The sequence below is a fragment of the Dyella choica genome, from assembly GCF_003977665.1.
In the GTDB taxonomy this organism is placed as follows: Bacteria; Pseudomonadota; Gammaproteobacteria; order Xanthomonadales; family Rhodanobacteraceae; genus Dyella_B; species Dyella_B choica.
On the sequence record NZ_RYYV01000040.1, the window covers coordinates 1 to 16,922 of the forward strand.

Genomic DNA, 16,922 nt, shown 5'->3' on the forward strand with positions numbered 1-16,922 from the left:
GTCGCCTTGAAGACTGCGCCATGCGCGCACCTCTTTCCATCATCGAACAACGCCAAGCGATTGATCTGGCTACATCATTCGTGGGGAAACCTCAGGGTCAGAGTGCACTTCTGACCCTGCGGCTGTGTACTCTGGCCCCAGTTTTTCGAAGCCCCGTGGGTAGCCGGGGAGCCTGCCAAGCGACCCCATCCACTCGCTCTGAGAAAAAAACGATAATTTTTCTCGGCAGCTTGTCGAACTCCGGCCTTGCCGTTCGTCGCTATAGTGAAATTCGGGCAGTTAGCCCGGCTGATGATCTTATGGGGGAACGAAAATGCCGCAATATCTAGTCTCTACCTATATTCCGGACGACTTTGACCCGTCCCTCGTCACCGAGGAGACGGTCCAAGCCATCCACGCGCTCAACAAGGAAATGATCGCTGCCGGTGTCAGGAAGTTCGCTTGTGGCCTGAGCCCGAAGGCAGTGACCTTGCGCTCGCAGTCCAACGGTGAGGTGGTTGTCACCGACGGACCGTATCTGGAGACCAAGGAGTTCGTAGGCGGTCTTCTGATCCTGGAAACCGAAAATCTGGACGAGGTGGTGGCCTGGATGCGCAAAGGCGCCAAGGCGTTCCAAAGCGTGGTCGAAGTGCGAGAGATCTTCTTTAACCCCGCCCCCGAGGGGGGCTGAGCATTACCGCAGTAGCGAACGCGTGCTGCGCAGAGGGGCGGGCGCACGACAGGTTTCAATGGCCGATATCGAGGAGGGGATGATGCGTAAGAACACGATTGGCGCGATGGTGCTCACGAGCTTCGCACTACTTGTTGGGCTTGGCGCGGCACTTCAGGCGATGGCACAGGAAGCCGCGACGCCCTATCCGAAAATGGCTCCGATCGACCAATACCTCATGGCGGATCGAGGAGCGGAGATCGCCCTGGCGCGCAGTGCGGCGCCGGAGTCCATTTCCCGAGATGCGACGATCCTGGTGCTGGGGCGCAAGGGCTACGAGACCGCGGTCGAAGGCAAGAACGGTTTTGTCTGCTGGGTGGGTAGAGCCTGGACAGGACCGTTTGACTGGCCCGAATTCTGGAACCCGAAAGTGAGGGCCGCCGATTGCCAGAACCCGCAGGCTGCACGTTCGACCGTGCCCATCGTTGAACTGCGCGCCAAGATGGTCATGGCGGGTCGTTCCAAGGCGCAGATGGTGTCGGCACTCAAAGCGGCCTACCAAAATAAACAATTGCCGCAGCTCGAAAGCGGCGCCATGGATTACATGATGTCGAAATCGTCGTACCTGACCGACGAAGGGGGCCACAACATGCCCCATCTCATGTTCTTCACCCAGGTCAAGGACGGTAGCGACTGGGGTTCCGGCGCAGAGGGCTCTCCGGTGATGTCCAGCCCCTATTGGTTCTTCGCCCCGAAGGATCCATCCCAGATGAAAGGCTTGCCGCCCATTCTCGTGTTCCTGGTCGGGGTCGGAAATTGGTCTGACGGAACGCCGGCGAACATGCAGGGGCACTGATATCGGAGCGGTTTGGCGGGCCGGAGTGCACATTGGCTGCGTGAAAGGTGCACTCCGACCCTGACGTATCGTGACAAACCTTGATGTTCGATGCTTCCGCGTGCATCCAGGTAACAAGCGACTCAACAGTGAGTTCAAGGCGAGATGGTAGAGCCAACCGGAAACGGCTCCCTCCCCTGTTTGCACAGGGGAGGGTTGGGGTGGGGTTGCACGAGCTTGCCGCAACGTTGAGTGCACTGCGAGGTTGCTTCACCCCCTCCCAACCTCCCCCTGCAAGCAGGGGGAGGAGCCTGCTTCAGGTACGGATTGAGCATTGCAATTTTCACCACACAGCAGTGAGCGAAAGCTGGGATGACGGCGCGCTCTGAAACAGTGTCTGCGTAAAGCTCAGACTTTCGCGCCTTTCTTTTAGCGTGATCGAGCGCACCGTTCGCTCAGCGGCCTGTCACCTCTTCGCCATGCCATGGCATCATCAATGCTGACCTCGGACCCTGAATGACTCAAAGGAACGAGGTCTTCCATTCTGATATGCCACCTAATAAAGAGCCATTGGAGATAATGGTATGCGCAAGGTGACCTCCCTAGTTTCCCTCTGCTTGATCATTCCGCTGCTTGCCTGCGCGCAGACGCCGACAGGTGGCCTTGCCGTGCCGCCACCCACGGCGCAGCGCTTTGCCGTCGTGTCCGCCACCGCAAGGCATGGCACTTCCATGCGATGGACGGCCTCGGATGGCACAAAAATGGGGCGTGAAAGTACGCTTTTGCGTGGCCTCGTCAACGAAACGGACAGTGCATCGCATGCAAGTAACGATGGCATGTTCGACCGCGTTACCGTTCGTGGCCATACATCCTTTGGCGATGCCGCCGAAACTTTCGCGATCAACAACGGCATGGCCTCGTGGAAGAGTGTGGTAGATGCGGGCTCGGCCGCTTACCATTCGCCCGCGGAATACCTCAACTATGGCGGCCCGTTCGATTTGCAGGCCGATTTCATCGAGACCCTGCTCGCCAGCCCCCACCAATCGCTAGCCATGTTGCCTAGTGGGCAAGCGCATGCCGAGGTGCTGACCAGTGCCTTCGTCGGTGAGGGCGCTTCCAGAAAGAAAGTGACTGCCTATGTCGTCACGGGTGTCAGCAATACGCCCCTCGCGATATGGGCCGATGAATCGGGCAAGATGTTTGCCCAAATCGACTCGCTGTCTCTGTCCTACATCCTTGAGGGCTTCGAAAGCGTAGTGCCGATGCTGCAAAAGGCGCAGAGCGACGCATTGGCTTTACGTTCGCGCGATATAGCGCAGAAATTCCTGAAAAAATCCGCGGGACCGGTCGCGTTTGTGAACGTGCGAGCGTTCGTCGATGGAAAGCGATTCGTCGACGGTCAAACCGTGGTGGTCGATCACGGGCTCATCACGCAAGTCGGTGCGGCCGGCACTATAAGCGTGCCAAAGGACGCGTACGTCATCGATGGTGCAGGAAAAACATTGGTGCCCGGCCTGTGGGATGCCCATCAGCACATCGTCGGCGATGCTACCGGGCCTGTACTGCTATCGCTGGGCATCACGTCCGTCCGTGATCCCGGCAACGTCAACCCTCTAACGCTGTCGCGCGCAAAGCGACGCGCGGAGGGTGAGCTGCTGAGCCCGCGCGTTTACCCGTCGTCCCTGATCGATGGCAAGAGTCCTTACACAGCGCAAGTGGGCAGTGTCGCGACTTCCCAAGACCAGGCCATTGCGCTGGTACGGCAAGCGAAAGCCGATGGTTTTGATGCGATCAAAATCTACGGCTCGTTCAATCCGGCCTGGCTTCGTGCCACGACTGCCGAGGCGCATCGCTTGGATCTGCACGTGCATGGGCACCTTCCCTTTGGGATGCGTCCCGCGCAAGCCATCGCCGACGGTTACGACGAGATTACCCACATCTTCTACGTGATCATGCAGGCGATGCCGGACTCGGTGGTATCCGCAACCGGCCTTACGCGTGTGGAGGGGACAGCACGCTATTCCAAGGATGTTGATCTTCATGCGGAGCCGATGAAATCGCTGATCACGACGATGGTGCAACGTAAAACCGCCGTCGATCCAACGCTTGTGGTTGCCGAAGCTTTCTTCGTCCAAGAAAACGGCGATCTTTCGCCTGCTTATGCGTCGTTTGCCGGCACCTTGCCCGTGAGCTTCGAACGGGGTTTACGTCAAGGCGGCCTGGCCGTTCCTGCCGGTCTCACGCGTGCGGACTACCGCGCGAGCTTTGCCAAGTTGCAGAGTCTGGTGGGCGTCCTGCATAAGGCGGGCGTGCCCATTGTTGCCGGAACGGATGGATATGGCATGGAACTGGTGCGCGAGCTTGAGCTCTACGTGGGCGCCGGATTCACCACCGCCGAAGCGCTTGCAAGCGCCACCATTGTGCCGGCCCATCTGGTGGGTGCCGACAAACGCACAGGTTCCATCGAAGTCGGCAAGGCTGCCGACCTGCTGCTGGTCAACGGTAACCCGCAAGTCAACATCGGCGAACTGCGCCATACCAATCTGGTCATGATGGACGGTGTGTTGATGGACGCCAACGCCCTGCGAGCGGTCGGCGGTTTTTCCGGCATGCCAGCGGATTAGCCTTGACCGGGAAAGGGCGGAGAGGTCGCAGTCGGACCTCTCCGCCGTTTTTTGCCCCGCCATGCCAACCCATTGCAGCCGGGATATTTCAAGCCACCTCACTGTCATCCCAGCGCACACGGGGAGGGCACATGGACGTTCCTGGCTTTGAGGAGTGAGGAACGCTGGGATCCAGGGCCTTTGCAATGTGCAAGGATTTCGACTTGGCTACTCTCAAAAATCCTGTGGCCGAGGCGGATCAGCGGTTGGACTACGGCACCCGGTTACCTGTGGCATGCGGCCCCTTACTGTCGTTGGGACTTTGATCGGCAAGCGGGCGTACATACTCAACCAGTGAGATCAGCGTCTTTCCCGGCTCTTCCGTCATCACCTCATGCGCCGAATTTTCGAACCATACCAGTCGCTTCGACGGTGCCTGCAGTTTCTCGAACCAGGCAGCGGCAACGTCGGATGAGACGTTGTGGTCGTGTCTGCCCAGAAAGAGCAGCACCGGGCAATCCATGTGCCGCACTTGGCTGAAATCGACCGTAAGCGCAGTACTGAGCAGCTTGCCGACCGAATATTGGCTGGCCGCATCGACGGCCTCCAGGTCGCGATCGGTGTATTCAGGGGATAGCGACATGGCCGCGGCTTCCGCATCCCCGCCGGTTCGCCGGTAGACCATGCCACCGAATTGGTTGAGCCACTTTCTCTGCATCATCACGCTGGACAGCGGCGACGGATCGGTGCCCTTGGCGTAGGGGGCGATGGACTGAAGCTCCTGCATGGCCTTGGTGTTGCCGGCTTTGCGCGCCTCTTGCATCGCAAACGCCCAACCCTCGCGCTCACTCTCGGGCATGTTGACCATCTGGCCGATGCCGATATACGCGTAGAGCCAGTCGGGATGCCGCTGCGCCACCTCTAGCCCCAGGTAGGAGCCCCAGGAGTGGCCGAGCACGAAGATCTTCTTCTGCCCGAATTCCTTTCGCAGCCATGCCACCATTTCCTCGGCGTCACCGACCATGCGCTCCGGTGTCATCGTAGGCGCAACCGCTGCCGGGTCATTCGCGGCGTACGTGCTGCCGGCGCCTCGCTGATCCCATTGCACCACGGTGAAATACTCTTCCCAGCCGCGCTGGAAATACCAACTGGTGGGCATGGCCACCCAGCCAGGGCCACCGTGGATCATCAGCAACACGGGATTGTGGCGATCGTTGCCGCGAATGCGAACCCATTGGTCAATGCCGCCGATGCGCACCTTCTCATGCCGATCGATGCCGTCAGGTGCGACGATGCGCTGCATGTCGGCAATGATCTTTACAGCCTCCGCCCGGTTGTGCGGAGAGGGTGCCTCCTCCGCGTGGAGGCTGGGTAGGGCAACGCTAAAGGCGAGTGCTGCAACGAGCCACAACAAACCATGACGCATGAACTGTGTTCCTTGGTGAGGGCATTCATGATTGTACTCAGCAAGGAGTGCGCCAATTCAATGGCCGTGCATGGGCCTGTATTTACGCCATTCGTGGCTGCGACAAGCACGCCGCGCTTGTCCGTGGACAGTCCGCGGACGTCCGACTGAGGAAAGGGGTTCAAAGCGGACGGGTTGAACCCTTATACGCTGTCGCCATAGCGAAGGGCCGCGCGTCAGGTGCGATGACCGAACCGTCAGCTTTGATAGACCGATTCGCACACCTGGCCATCGCGCCAGGTCACGCGGGTGCGGATACCGTCGGCGTCTTGCGGTCGCCCTTCCTGGTTCAGCGTCTGCGGCCGGTCGCTGACCAGGCACACCTTTTCAAAAGCATTGACCCAGCCGCAGCCCGCCAACACAGCTTGACCCAAGGCCAGCTCGGGCGCCGGGGTATCCAGCGCGTCCAGTGCCGCCAGTGCCTGTGCGCGGGCGAAGTCTTCGGCAGCGCCCCAGAGGCTGGCGGGGCCGCTGTAGTACAGCAACCGGAAGTGGACATGACGATCCACCATGGCTTCGAGCGCGGTGTCCACGGCATGCTTGTGATGGATCAGATGACCAAGGCGCTTGTCAATCAGGTTGGAGAATGACGGCCAGCCCGGCTGATAGGGGGCAGAGTCTGTCGCACGATTTAGCTCGGTGTTGAACGAGAGATCCACCTCAGCGCCCCAGTCCGGTAGCCAGCGAGGTAGAGCCGCACCTGCTTGATCCAGCACCGATGCTGCTGGATCCGCCATGTCTTCCTGCATCGATCGCTGAGGAGGAGGCTCGGTACCCGGTGTCCGCCGAAGCATCTCGCGCATGGCCGCTATCGGGCTGTCGAAGAACATCACCTTAGGTAAAGCCAGCCCCAAGTGCGTGTACGCGCGTTGGATAGCTTCCTGACATGCAGCGCGATCCATCGGTGCTGAATTCAGCGCGGCGACCACCATGTCATCGGCGACAGCGGCGACCAGCTTTCTTTGACCGGGGGTCAATTTGCGCGCAAGTAAATGATCCGACAAGGAATGCCTCCGCGGTGGAGTGATCGCTACAGGCTACTAAAGATGCGCCGCCACCGCGCCCAGCCTTGCCTTGTGGCTCGCCCAAGCGCAAAGAGCACCAGCCATCACGCCCCGGCGAACCTACTCCAGCGAAGTTGGATCGTCACCGATCGCATGAGGATGGCCGCAGCAGTCCCGGCGCGGAATCGGCGGCGACTCGGACGCCTCGTCCCGTGAAGACTTGCCCAAGCAGCCTAAGCGAAGGCTTTTCCAGGAAGTGATAACTGAGTAGTCCTGCCCCGAATCCGATCATCCCCATGAGCGTGGCGAGCAGAGTTCGATCCACACTCCCCGTCCATCCGAGATGCGCAATGACCGCGGCGACGCCAGTGAACACGATGGCGTGCCACAAATAGAGCGAATACGAGGCATCGCCCAGGTATTGCAAGGCTTTCGGCATGATCCAGGCCTTTCGAACTTCAAGCGCAAGCGTGCCATAGACGATGAGCGCGGCGGGAAATCCCCAGCACGCCAACCGCAGCACATTCGATTGCGCGGCCCAACCTTCATGGTGATGCAGTTCGACGGCTCCCCCAAGCATCCCGATGGCACCTAGGCATAGGGACGCTGCGTAGTAGCGACTTTGGCCGCGCTCGATGAGAACTGCAATAACGACGCCAAGCAGGAACTCAAGCAGTATCGGAGCGCACGCATATTTCAAGAGCATGGACAGATCGAAAACCGTGCCGATCACTACGGCCAAGCCGATGATCGCAAACCAGCCGAGCAGCCCTGTCAGGATCTTCTTGGGAAAGAGAAAGAGGCTGAGCGCCGTTACGGCATAAAAATAGACTTCAAAGGTCAACGTCCACGCGACTGGAACACGAAAATTCGGGATGCCGTTGATCAGAAAGAAAAGCGCCCACTGGGGCTTCCTCTCGAACGACGCCGGCAGGGGAACCCATATCATGATCAGCGCAGCGGTGCCGAACGCGAGCCAATAAAGCGGGTAGATTCGGATGATCCGCTTCATGACAAACTCGTAGACTGCGCGGCCACGGCCCGCGGTGTCGACTTGTGCCGCCGAACGCTGGGCGACGTTGTAGATGATGAATCCCGAGATCACAAAAAAAATATCGACCCCGGATGGGCCGATAGGCACGATAAAGGGCTTTGCCCAATGCGTTCGCATCGGCAGGATGTCCCAGAACATATGGCTCGCAAAAACCATCAGGGCAGCGATCGCCCGAAGCCCTTGGATGTTCCGGTAGTTCACCTTTAGCGATTCCATGACATGGCGCAGAGCGTCCGACGAGGGAGCCCAAGCTCACTGCTAATTGGCTCGCGTCCCTAGTAAACCGTGCAAACCGGAGCCACCCCATGTGCGCGTAAAAGAAGCGGAGCCGACCCCAGGTAGTGCCGGCAAAGCCATAAAGGGTTGCATTCATGGCGGGCCGCCAAGGCTGCGCTGATCAAGTGTGCAGGTTTCCCGGACATCGCCCGATCATTCAGGCGGCGACGTGGATGGAGAACCAGACGGCCGCAGCACCTGCAAGGACTGCCGACATCAGTGCGATGCGCAGACGCTGCGTGGTCGGCATGAACGCCAGTAGCGCTCGCCCGCACGTCCACCCGGTCACCGCCAAAATCAATGCCGCCATACCTGGCAGCAGCCACGACGACATCCCGAGACCCTCGGCAAGTCCCGGGGAAAACCCTGTGAGGCCCAGCGCGCCTCCGGCGAACAATAGGCAATTGCTGACGATCATCGTCAGCATGGCAAGGGCGCGCGGTTCGGTGGCCCACTTGTCAAGCCGCGCATACGTTGCTCGCAGGTCTGCAGCACATGTTGTCCAAACGCGGCGCGGGATCGCGACCAAAGCGTCGAGGCGAGCGCGGACGAAGCGCAGGCTCATTCCCCCTGCACCGGCGCCCGCAGCCAGCACAAGCCACGGAAAGGGTAGATATACGAAGCCCACGATCAGGTATCCCGCATCGGCAAAGCCCCAGGCGGCCAGAATCGCCGTGAAACTCAAGTACGCCAGCAGCGCGACGACTAGACCGCGCACCACGCCGTAATACTTCGCGCAATCACGGGGATAGAGCAGCCAGGCCCAGACAAAGGCAAGGGCCGCGGCAAGGAACGGCATCACCATCGCAAGTTGAAGAGATGGCGGCCGCAGGATCGGTGTGAACAACTCCGCCGTGCCCAGCGCGACCAGCGCAAAGAAGCTGGCGGCAAATGTTCGCGTCGGGGGCTTGGTGATCAAGGGAACCAAGTGCAGTTTGCTCCTGAAGGAACAGGATGCTCACGCTTATATCACGGTCCTTTGCTACGGCGACGACCTGCCAATGACGCGGCGAGGGCGTGGCGGCTAAGGAGGGTGATCGTTGGATGGAGTCCAGCCCAACTGCGACTGGAAGGTAGAGGCAATGGTTGTGGGATAACGACATCCAGTTATGTCTGGCCGTGATAGTCACAGAACGGCCCGAATTCATTGAGCTCAGGCTAAATTCCTTGCCATGATTCAAGAATGACTTCCTGACGAACGAACGTGTCCTGTGCGACTTCTTTGGCGCTGACCACTACGGTTACTTGCTTGATCGCCTGGGGCAGCCTTCGCAGGCAGAGTGCTATATGCTTGAGGGCTGGCAAGCGAGCGGGAAGTAGGTGCAAGTTATAAGTAGCCGACAACGGCGGAAAAGGTCCGCATCCGACCGAGGCTGTGTGAAAACGAAAAGCGGAATTTTTCGACGCGTAATTCTTGATCAAAATCGACGGCGTCGATGCGATTCTGACCAACCGGCTGTCATCAAGTTGATCAGATTTCGCGTAGGAGGCACGCCGTTGTTGAGCAACTAACGTTTTCACACAGCCTAGACCCAAAGCGGACAAATTGGAACGACGAGCAAGCTGACTCAGTCAATCACATGAACCCATAAAGGGGAGTGGGCGTGGAAACCGTATGTCTGGCATGTGGCTATCAAAGGAAACCCTCCGATCAGGTGGCTGATTGGCAATGTCCCTCTTGTGGCAAGGCGTATAACAAAACGTCGCTCGGCTTGTCCGAGCCATTAGCGGTGTCCATGCGGAGTTCGTCCGCTACCTCAAGCCTTCGCTTGCCGGAAGCATCCGCCGACACGCAGAAGTCGAATGGTTCTCCATTCAGTGCATGGCGCGCTCTGAGATCGGTAGCCGCTACCTCGATCACTTTCATCTGTTTTCAAGTGCTCTTCCCTATATCCGCAGGACTGGTGGTTGCTGTGGCTGTCCCTGCCTGGGAGCCGAATCGAAAGTTTGATGATCAAATAGGGGACGTACTCTATGTCGCATTCCTGATTGGCATGTTCGCCATCCCCTTCGCCATAGCCATGACCATCGTCGCCCCTCAGGTATGGCCACGTCTTTTGCTCAGATCGCATCATCGTTTTGTCAGGGCGCGTGTGGTGGCAATGGCTGGCGCACTGCCTGGGCTACTACTTGGTGTAGTCCAGAGTGCCTTTGGCTGCATCCATGGCGACGCTTGGCAGTGGCGGTGTGGTCGTTCGCTTGTGGCGGGCCCTTTGATTCTTGGTGCCGCGGGAGCTTTGACTTGCTTCCTGTTCCTAACGATTCGCGGGCATAGGGCCAATGGGGCAAGGTCGCCCGCTCCGTCGCCCATCAAGAATTCATCTTCGACCTGAGGCGTGCCGGCTTCAATCCTCCAAGCGTCTGCTTTCGCAACCCGAAGCGGGCACCGTCTCTTCGGCTATGGCTAGGCTGGAACCGGTGGTAATCGCCGGCCATCGGGCTTGGGTCTTGACGCAACGCTCCCAGGCATAGACTATATCCGCAACGGATATAGTCTATGCCTGCCAATCTACCCCAAAAACCAGTGCCACCCTTGTCGCCGGCGGTGTTCCACATACTGCTGGCCTTGGTCGATGGCGAACGACACGGCTATAGCATCATGCAGGCCGTCGAGAGTGATACCGCGGGTGCACTAAAGCTCGGTCCGGGAACCTTATACGGATGCCTCAAGCGCATGCTCTCAGCGGGGCTCGTTGAAGAGAGCGAAGAACGTCCTGATCCGGATCTTGATGACGAGCGGCGACGTTACTATCGTGCGACCGATACGGGACTGCGCGCAGTTCGCGCGGAGCTGGCCAGATTGGCAGCGATTGTCTCGGTGGCTCAAGCCAAAAAATGGCTTCCCCGAAATCGGTCGGTGCTAGCGGGACCCTCCAGATGAAGCCTAAGCCTCTCGCCATCCGACTGCTGGAATGGGGTTTTGACGTCCTTTTGCTGATCTATCCCCAACCCTTTCGGGCACGGTTTGGCCGGGAAATGCGCTTGGCGTTCAGCGCTGAAGCTGCGGACGTTCACCGAAGCGCCGGTGCCATGGCCCTAGTGCCGTTTTTCATTCGAATCATCCTAGACAGCCTGGTTTCCTCCGGACGGGAGTATCTCGACATGCCACAGCGTTTGCTTGCCATAGCCATGGTGTTGGTCCTGGTCTTCGTGGACTGGCTTACCTTTCACGATATCTTCGAACCCCATACGGTGCGTGACTATTTGACGCTTGTGGCCTCGATCCTTGTCTTCGCGCATATGGCAGTCGACCTTCATCGTCGACGAATCGCCGCTCGGTGACCGGCATCGCCAAGAACGGTCTCGTGTCTCTGCGAGAAGACATGCGTGCCGCGCTGCGCCGTCTAATGGGGGCGTGAGGTATGCGGCCGTCCGTTGGCTGTGTTTCGCGAATGGATTGATCCGCGCGTTGCGCTCGATGGCCGGTGGGCAGGGCTAGCGCGTCTTGTTCACTTTCGACTGCGGCTTCAGCCGGTCAATGCAACAATCCTTCCGCTTGGGCGTTTATGGTGTGTGGCATAGACCGGCTGAAGCTGCAACCCGATGCGGATGCTTGAAAAAAGGAGAAAAGGCGGCCTATGAAGATCTACGGTTACGTCGACGAGGGCTCCGCCGTCGAAGATATCAATCCATCCATGTTGGCTGAAATTACCGTTGTGGCGACACCCGAAGAGTTACGGAACATTGCAGCCTTCCTTTTACTTTCTGCAAGCGAAATGGATGACATGGGTGAGCGTTTTGGCCACCTCCACCTTGCTGACAAGCAGCCAGAATTTCGAGATTCACCTCATTTCGTCGTCGTCAATTCGAATTTGGTAAGAGCCGGAACTTGAGGCGGTTCGGATCGAAGGTTTCCGGATGTCCGCAATCGATACCGAGAGAATAGCTGAGGTGACTTTTTAACCATCCTTGGAAGCGGGTTCGGCCCAACCTGGCCCCGTTCTGCTTTCATGTCGAATGGCCTCAATCGCCCTGAGTTCGCCTGCGAACAGGACGATGTCCTGGCATTGCCCGTGGAGCCATCACGATGGTCAAAAGCATGCCTTCGCCGTCTGCCGAGGAACTCGTTGCCATGTTTTCCAGGGAGTCGATCCATTCGTTGATCTGCATCAAGCGTTGTCGATCGGCGCGAAATACAAGATGACGGATCGCAACGTGCCGACCCGGGCCCTCAAGGCGCGCAGCCGCCTGGGCGACGGCTGCGCTGAATGCTCGCAGGCTCGAGGCCAACACCCTGCTGGCGACCTCTATCAGCGCCTTCCTTCCGGAGGGCGTGCGTACCGCCTTCGATGACGATAGTTGCCTCGAAACCAGGGCGTACACCGCCTCAGGACGACGCTCGGTCTCGCGCTGCCCCGCTACCCGTATCAATCCGTGGCGCACGAGCTGGTCCAGGTGGTGATAAAGCGCGGTCGCCGGCCGCTCAAGCTGCGTCGCCAGCTCTTTCGTCGTCGCCTCGCCCTCCGCCTCGAGGTGCTGAAGAATGGCCAGCCGCATCGATGAGGCCATGACTTTGAGCTGAGCCGGCGTCAGGTTCAGGGAATTCGGTTGCTTGCTCACTTGCAGTCCCGGATTTAATAATTTAATTATAGGTCACATTCTTAAATTTATTGGGTCTTGTCATGATCGCACGGTGGACAGGGATGGCCTGCCTGGTCGGGGCTCTGGCATACCCGGCGTTTTCGCACGGCACCGAGCAGGAGCGGCACCTTACCCCTGCGCAAACCAGCCAGATCGACGGGGACATCCAGGCCTTCTTGAAACGGTTTGACGTGACCGGCGCCGCCATTGCCGTCATCGATCGAGGGCACGTGGTCTATACACAGGCATACGGCTTGCGCAGCCGCGACGGGCAACTCTCCGTTCGCACCGACACCCCCTTCGAAATCGGATCGATCACCAAGCAATTCACCGCGGCGGCGATCCTTCAGTTGCAGGAGGCGGGAAAGCTGAGCATCGACGCCCCTCTTGCAACGTATCTGCCCGATGCGCCTCACGCCAAGGAAGTGACGCTCAGACAGTTGCTATCCCATACCAGCGGCCTGCAAGACTACTTGAGCGGCCCGGAGCCCGAATCCGAGATCGATCGGCTCGCGTCCCATCCCATTTCCTATAGGGATCTCACCGCGCGCATCCAGAATCTCCCGCTTGCTTTTGAGCCTGGAAGCCACTGGTCGTACTCCAATACGGGATACTTGCTGCTCGGACGAGTGATCGAGGTGGTCTCCGGCGAAAGTTACCGGGCCTACTTGCAGCGCCACATCCTGAGCCCGCTCGGCATGAGCCACACGTTCACTTATGCCGATGCGGTCCAGCCGACAGGCACGGCTTTGGGCTATCGACACGTCGAGGGCAGGCGGGAGCGATCCCCCGATCTGCATCCGGGCTGGACTGGCGCAGCCGGATTCCTGGTCAGCACGCTTTCCGATCTCGAGCGCTGGGATCGCGGGCTGGCGAGCGGTCGGATCGTATCCATCGCCGACTACGACGCCATGAAGAACGAGACCGTGACGACGGGCGGACAGAAGACCGGTTACGGCCTTGGGCTCTTCGTGAGCAAGGTCTTCGATCAGCCGCGTACGGGCCACACCGGCGGTACCCAGGGTTTCACGGCCGCCGATGAGTACTTCCCGCAGCAGCAAACTCGCATCATCGCCCTGACCAACTCGGGCGACAAAACACCTGAAGCGGGTGAGGCGATTACGAATATCGTGTTCACCCGCCTTCACCCCGCCCTCGTAGCCAAAGCCGATGAGCCGGCAGGCCATGAACCGGCAGGTGTGAATGCAATGGCCCGATCGTCGTTCGGCGAGCTGCAGGCGGGAACGGTTTATCGAAGCTTTACCGCGAAGCTCGGCGGCCGGCTCGTGGAGGGTCCCGGCAAGAAACTAATGGCCCAATTTGCGGGCTATGGCAACGTTTCGCGAGCCATCTTCAAAGGCGCCGAAGAAAGAGACCATCAGACCTGGTATCGCTATGTACTGATCTTTTCGCCGGGGGTCCGCATGGACTACTGCGTTCGCATCGATGGCGATCGCGTGGCCGGCGTATCATTCGGCTGATTCAAATACCCGTAAAGAGCCGAGCTATAGGGACCACCACCGAAGCTAGATCGGAAGCCATGGCCGGTCGGTATCGAACGGAAGTAACGACTCCGAGCATTGGGATGGGCGTCAGCTTTGGACCTAAGCGGACGGTTTCACGGCAGGAACAAATATGAATCGATTGCCAGCCAGGCGGATCGCCTACCAAAGGCCGCCGACCGGAAAGCGGATTCACAAAACCATGTCTAGGCTCTTCCCGCGTAGGAATGACTATGGTGACGGACTATTTGAGGAACGGGTATCGGATCTGAAAGCACTCGGAATTGACTGTGTGGGCGACTTTAAGCGCCTGATGACTCACCCCAGGCGAGCGCTGCTAAATTTTGATCGATCCCCATTGTCTGACTTCGAGCGTCAGCTCGCGATCAAAGACCATGGGGTCGAATTTGTGTCGGACGCGACGCGGCGACAGTACTTGTCCGCTTATCCTGGCTTGGTGCGAACAGCGATAGAAATGCCTGCCCGGAGCAGACATTCGTGAAAAAGTATCCATAGGGAGAATTGGCTGTATGTCGACCGACATATCGATGGAAACGAAGGTCACGCTGAGGCAAGCATTTCTTATCATGCATGCCTATCTGAGCCTCCATTACGAATTGAGAGACAAGCCGGCTCCCCTCGGTGCAATGCTGGGTGATCTTTCGCTTTGGGATACTGAAAGTGGCGGCAAGGAACCGATGGATGGGGCTGTGTTCCCTGACTGGCTGGATTGCGCCAGGGCGGTAATGACGGCCGAGGTCTCGCCGGAGGGGTATCGCGGTGCCGACATCTCACTCGATGGCAAACCGCCTACGATAGAGGTCAAGAGCTGAAGTCCACAATCAAAAGTGGACATTGTTTAGCCTGATCGGATCTGAAGATTTCAAGGAGATTATGAATGCACAAGCAGGTGTTATGGACAATCGGATTTCTGGCTGTGTTCTGTCTTGTTGCCGGGTTTGCTTCGGCTTCCGAGCAGGATGGCAAGGTCGAAATATCGATCGACAACGGCATCAACCGGTTTGTCCTCGATGGAAAGGAGTTCATGGCCGTTAGGGCCATACGGGATAACTTCAATGCACATGACTTTGATGTCGTTACCTTCTATGTGCGCGACTCGGATACGTGGAAACTCGTTCCGCTATTCGAGGACTATGCGGACAAGCAAGGTGCCGAGCGTGACCTTCTGACGGTAAGTGGAGGTGCCGACTGTGTGCTACATGACTTCCGCCTGCTGCGTGCAACGGCGACGCATCCGTTAGAACTCGTTGCGGCTGACCGCGAGCTTGGTAAGAGCTACGCAGATAGCAACATTGTCCATTTCACATACTTTGAACTGGCGAAGAACGACGTCAACATCCCGGGGCGGCCGTCACTCTATTTCAAAATGCAGAAATCCACAGTTGCTAGAGCCAAATACTGCGACGTCAATGAAGCGCTGGACAAAGAACTGCATTTAGGAGGTAGATAGCTATTTCAGTAGATCGCGAACTTGAAGCCATGTTTGCGCGAGTAGATCCCTTGACGATGGCGGGATCTTTATTGAATTCTATGGATGACAGCCGCAACGAGGACAGACATGAAGTCAGATAAGGATTTATATACGCAGCTGAAGCCGGAGGAGGTCTGGCAGGTCTATCAGGACATTGAGGCGATCTTCAAGGGCGGCGGCTCGACTACGTCCGCCAAGATGTTTGGTCAACAAGGCGTTCGCGCAAAAGACTTCACGATCGTTTACGATCCGGCCGAACAAATGGAGATGGTTATTCCCGACAGGACAAAAGGACTTTCATTCTCTGATTCCATTGAGCGCTTGCGGAAACTGCCGATACGCGGCGTGGTCTGGCGTTTACCAAAGGGAAAGACGTTGCCCAAAGGATTGGTCGTCAACTATTTCACTAAGGACCATCCGCTGATCAATGTTGAATATCGTATGAGCGTTATGGATTTGATGCTCAAGCTGAAGCTTCTCGCAGATATGATGGAAAAAACCGAGGTAACCATTAAATGACCACTGCGATCACTGTTCCAACTGAGTTGAAGTCGGAGCTACTGGCTATCGCCAAGGAATGCGGTTATCCGTCTGCGCTGCAGGTACTCCAGCGCGGAGAGCCTGATCAATTGGTGTTAGAGGATCTGCGGGAGGCTCAGGAAATAACGAACATTGCACGTGTCCAAGTGCTGGATGCATTGTTGAAATACCCGTATTGGGACGACACGGAGGCCAGTCATTTGCCTGAGCACGAAGAGAAGTTTCAAGACGTCCAGATGGGCATCTATGAAAAGACTATCCATTACATAAGCAATCACTTCGAAGTAGATCCTCGCGCGTAAGACCACTAAATGTACCGACCTACCCAGCGAGTGAGCGCTGGGTAGAGCAAGACTGCTTATTCTGGAAGAATTTAAAGAGTCCAAGCAATCACGAGGTGCGCGCACTGCTTTCGCTCCTGATCGGGGACAAGTGGTGAACCGTCGGCCTATCGAACAGGCTGCATTCGTTAGTTGGGCGCTCCTAAGTCTTTGCACCTGGAAGCTTTTCGGGCGTCTCTATGCTGTATCTGAATTTCATCAAGAATTTAGGCGCAATCGGGGACATCCAGGAAACGGTCCCTACCTGACCATCAGGTAGTCGTACAACGGAGGGAAATTCGTGGAAGGTCGTCCGACACTGATAGCAATCGAGCATGACGATTACCACGCCGAGCATGTCGGCGTTACGGGTGACGGCCGCCAGTTCATTCTGACCACTCCGTTTGATCCGGCTGTTGGCACTAAACCTGGGGGTGAATTTGTCGCACTTTATGTGTTCGACAAAGCGGGGTGCCTGCTTGAAGCAAAGGTCGATAGCTTCGGTCTGTCGTGGTCAAGGTTTTTCGGACACCCCGATAGGGCATATCAGGCGAGGCAGCGCTCGTACTCGTTGGGCGAACGATAGCCTAAGGTGGAGTGA

General features: G+C 58.0%; 19 protein-coding genes. 13 read left to right on the plus strand and 6 right to left on the minus strand.

Translation table 11 applies throughout. The features are described from left to right. The 4 genes from EKH80_RS24305 to EKH80_RS23010 form a co-directional block, all read left to right on the plus strand. Positions 1-329, plus strand: a 329-nt coding sequence (locus tag EKH80_RS24305; protein WP_230473896.1) for a hypothetical protein, incomplete at its 5' end; no start/stop codon positions are given. After that, positions 314-670 (plus strand): YciI family protein, encoded by a 357-nt coding sequence (locus EKH80_RS23000; RefSeq protein WP_126687145.1) that lies wholly within the window; start codon positions 314-316, stop codon positions 668-670. The genes EKH80_RS24305 and EKH80_RS23000, both read left to right, overlap by 16 nt. 58 nt (positions 671-728) lie before the next feature. Next, a complete protein-coding gene (locus EKH80_RS23005) occupies positions 729-1,505 on the plus strand; it encodes a hypothetical protein (RefSeq protein ID WP_230473897.1) in 777 nt (258 codons plus the stop codon). A gap of 563 nt (positions 1,506-2,068) precedes the next feature. Further along, positions 2,069-4,108, plus strand: a complete 2,040-nt coding sequence (locus EKH80_RS23010; protein ID WP_126687146.1) for an amidohydrolase family protein — start codon at positions 2,069-2,071, stop codon at positions 4,106-4,108. Between the two features lie 250 nt (positions 4,109-4,358). On the opposite strand, the gene EKH80_RS23015 is transcribed toward EKH80_RS23010, so the two are convergent. The 5 genes from EKH80_RS23015 to EKH80_RS23040 form a co-directional block, all read right to left on the minus strand. Next, on the minus strand, positions 4,359-5,513 hold the full coding sequence (locus EKH80_RS23015) for an alpha/beta fold hydrolase (RefSeq protein WP_126687147.1): 1,155 nt from the start codon (positions 5,511-5,513) through the stop codon (positions 4,359-4,361). Positions 5,514-5,749: 236 nt separating this feature from the next. Beyond that, positions 5,750-6,556: a hypothetical protein gene (locus EKH80_RS23020; protein ID WP_126687148.1), complete on the minus strand. Its 807-nt coding sequence runs from the start codon at positions 6,554-6,556 to the stop codon at positions 5,750-5,752. A 142-nt stretch (positions 6,557-6,698) separates the two neighbouring features. Then, positions 6,699-7,826: an acyltransferase family protein gene (locus EKH80_RS23025; RefSeq protein ID WP_126687149.1), complete on the minus strand. Its 1,128-nt coding sequence runs from the start codon at positions 7,824-7,826 to the stop codon at positions 6,699-6,701. 217 nt (positions 7,827-8,043) lie between these two features. Beyond that, positions 8,044-8,805 (minus strand): hypothetical protein, encoded by a 762-nt coding sequence (locus EKH80_RS23030; RefSeq protein WP_126687150.1) that lies wholly within the window; start codon positions 8,803-8,805, stop codon positions 8,044-8,046. Positions 8,806-9,537: 732 nt separating this feature from the next. Next, positions 9,538-9,753 carry a hypothetical protein gene (locus tag EKH80_RS23040; protein WP_126687152.1) on the minus strand — a complete coding sequence of 72 codons (216 nt, stop codon included), beginning with the start codon at positions 9,751-9,753 and terminating at the stop codon, positions 9,538-9,540. A gap of 630 nt (positions 9,754-10,383) precedes the next feature. Here EKH80_RS23040 and EKH80_RS23045 point away from each other — a divergent pair. From EKH80_RS23045 to EKH80_RS23055, 3 genes are all read left to right on the plus strand, one after another. Then, positions 10,384-10,767, plus strand: a complete 384-nt coding sequence (locus EKH80_RS23045; RefSeq protein WP_126687153.1) for a PadR family transcriptional regulator — start codon at positions 10,384-10,386, stop codon at positions 10,765-10,767. Continuing rightward, on the plus strand, positions 10,764-11,168 hold the full coding sequence (locus EKH80_RS23050) for a hypothetical protein (RefSeq protein WP_126687154.1): 405 nt from the start codon (positions 10,764-10,766) through the stop codon (positions 11,166-11,168). Before EKH80_RS23045 ends, EKH80_RS23050 begins: the two co-directional genes overlap by 4 nt. 296 nt (positions 11,169-11,464) lie before the next feature. Continuing rightward, on the plus strand, positions 11,465-11,719 hold the full coding sequence (locus tag EKH80_RS23055; protein WP_126687155.1) for an Imm32 family immunity protein: 255 nt from the start codon (positions 11,465-11,467) through the stop codon (positions 11,717-11,719). Between the two features lie 130 nt (positions 11,720-11,849). On the opposite strand, the gene EKH80_RS23060 is transcribed toward EKH80_RS23055, so the two are convergent. Beyond that, positions 11,850-12,446, minus strand: coding sequence for a winged helix-turn-helix domain-containing protein (locus tag EKH80_RS23060; protein ID WP_126687156.1), 597 nt, complete (start codon positions 12,444-12,446; stop codon positions 11,850-11,852). A gap of 83 nt (positions 12,447-12,529) precedes the next feature. Between EKH80_RS23060 and EKH80_RS23065 the strand changes: the two genes are divergently transcribed. The 6 genes from EKH80_RS23065 to EKH80_RS23090 all read left to right on the plus strand — a co-directional run bounded on the left by EKH80_RS23065 (position 12,530) and on the right by EKH80_RS23090 (position 16,907). Then, entirely contained in the window at positions 12,530-13,948 is a 1,419-nt protein-coding gene (locus tag EKH80_RS23065) for a serine hydrolase domain-containing protein (protein WP_158628930.1), read from the plus strand. Positions 13,949-14,499: 551 nt separating this feature from the next. Next, the gene (locus tag EKH80_RS23070; protein WP_126687158.1) at positions 14,500-14,802 is read left to right on the plus strand and encodes a hypothetical protein; all 303 of its coding nucleotides are present in this window, start codon (positions 14,500-14,502) and stop codon (positions 14,800-14,802) included. A gap of 65 nt (positions 14,803-14,867) precedes the next feature. Next, positions 14,868-15,440: a carbapenem self-resistance protein CarG family protein gene (locus EKH80_RS23075; protein WP_126687159.1), complete on the plus strand. Its 573-nt coding sequence runs from the start codon at positions 14,868-14,870 to the stop codon at positions 15,438-15,440. A gap of 108 nt (positions 15,441-15,548) precedes the next feature. Further along, the gene (locus tag EKH80_RS23080; RefSeq protein ID WP_126687160.1) at positions 15,549-15,980 is read left to right on the plus strand and encodes a hypothetical protein; all 432 of its coding nucleotides are present in this window, start codon (positions 15,549-15,551) and stop codon (positions 15,978-15,980) included. Further along, positions 15,977-16,303 carry a hypothetical protein gene (locus tag EKH80_RS23085; protein ID WP_126687161.1) on the plus strand — a complete coding sequence of 109 codons (327 nt, stop codon included), beginning with the start codon at positions 15,977-15,979 and terminating at the stop codon, positions 16,301-16,303. Before EKH80_RS23080 ends, EKH80_RS23085 begins: the two co-directional genes overlap by 4 nt. Before the next feature lie 319 nt (positions 16,304-16,622). Continuing rightward, positions 16,623-16,907: a hypothetical protein gene (locus EKH80_RS23090; RefSeq protein WP_196240427.1), complete on the plus strand. Its 285-nt coding sequence runs from the start codon at positions 16,623-16,625 to the stop codon at positions 16,905-16,907. The last annotated feature ends 15 nt before the right edge of the window (positions 16,908-16,922 follow it).

What these genes read in the sequence shown, in the direction of transcription:
- EKH80_RS23000 (WP_126687145.1), top strand. Translation starts at nt 314, where the DNA reads ATGCCGCAATATCTAGTCTCTACCTATATTCCGGACGACTTTGACCCG.
- EKH80_RS23005 (WP_230473897.1), top strand. Translation starts at nt 729, where the DNA reads ATGGCCGATATCGAGGAGGGGATGATGCGTAAGAACACGATTGGCGCG.
- EKH80_RS23010 (WP_126687146.1), top strand. Translation starts at nt 2,069, where the DNA reads ATGCGCAAGGTGACCTCCCTAGTTTCCCTCTGCTTGATCATTCCGCTG.
- EKH80_RS23015 (WP_126687147.1), bottom strand. Translation starts at nt 5,513, where the DNA reads ATGCGTCATGGTTTGTTGTGGCTCGTTGCAGCACTCGCCTTTAGCGTT.
- EKH80_RS23025 (WP_126687149.1), bottom strand. Translation starts at nt 7,826, where the DNA reads ATGGAATCGCTAAAGGTGAACTACCGGAACATCCAAGGGCTTCGGGCG.
- EKH80_RS23040 (WP_126687152.1), bottom strand. Translation starts at nt 9,753, where the DNA reads ATGAAAGTGATCGAGGTAGCGGCTACCGATCTCAGAGCGCGCCATGCA.
- EKH80_RS23045 (WP_126687153.1), top strand. Translation starts at nt 10,384, where the DNA reads ATGCCTGCCAATCTACCCCAAAAACCAGTGCCACCCTTGTCGCCGGCG.
- EKH80_RS23050 (WP_126687154.1), top strand. Translation starts at nt 10,764, where the DNA reads ATGAAGCCTAAGCCTCTCGCCATCCGACTGCTGGAATGGGGTTTTGAC.
- EKH80_RS23055 (WP_126687155.1), top strand. Translation starts at nt 11,465, where the DNA reads ATGAAGATCTACGGTTACGTCGACGAGGGCTCCGCCGTCGAAGATATC.
- EKH80_RS23065 (WP_158628930.1), top strand. Translation starts at nt 12,530, where the DNA reads ATGGCCTGCCTGGTCGGGGCTCTGGCATACCCGGCGTTTTCGCACGGC.
- EKH80_RS23070 (WP_126687158.1), top strand. Translation starts at nt 14,500, where the DNA reads ATGTCGACCGACATATCGATGGAAACGAAGGTCACGCTGAGGCAAGCA.
- EKH80_RS23075 (WP_126687159.1), top strand. Translation starts at nt 14,868, where the DNA reads ATGCACAAGCAGGTGTTATGGACAATCGGATTTCTGGCTGTGTTCTGT.
- EKH80_RS23080 (WP_126687160.1), top strand. Translation starts at nt 15,549, where the DNA reads ATGAAGTCAGATAAGGATTTATATACGCAGCTGAAGCCGGAGGAGGTC.
- EKH80_RS23085 (WP_126687161.1), top strand. Translation starts at nt 15,977, where the DNA reads ATGACCACTGCGATCACTGTTCCAACTGAGTTGAAGTCGGAGCTACTG.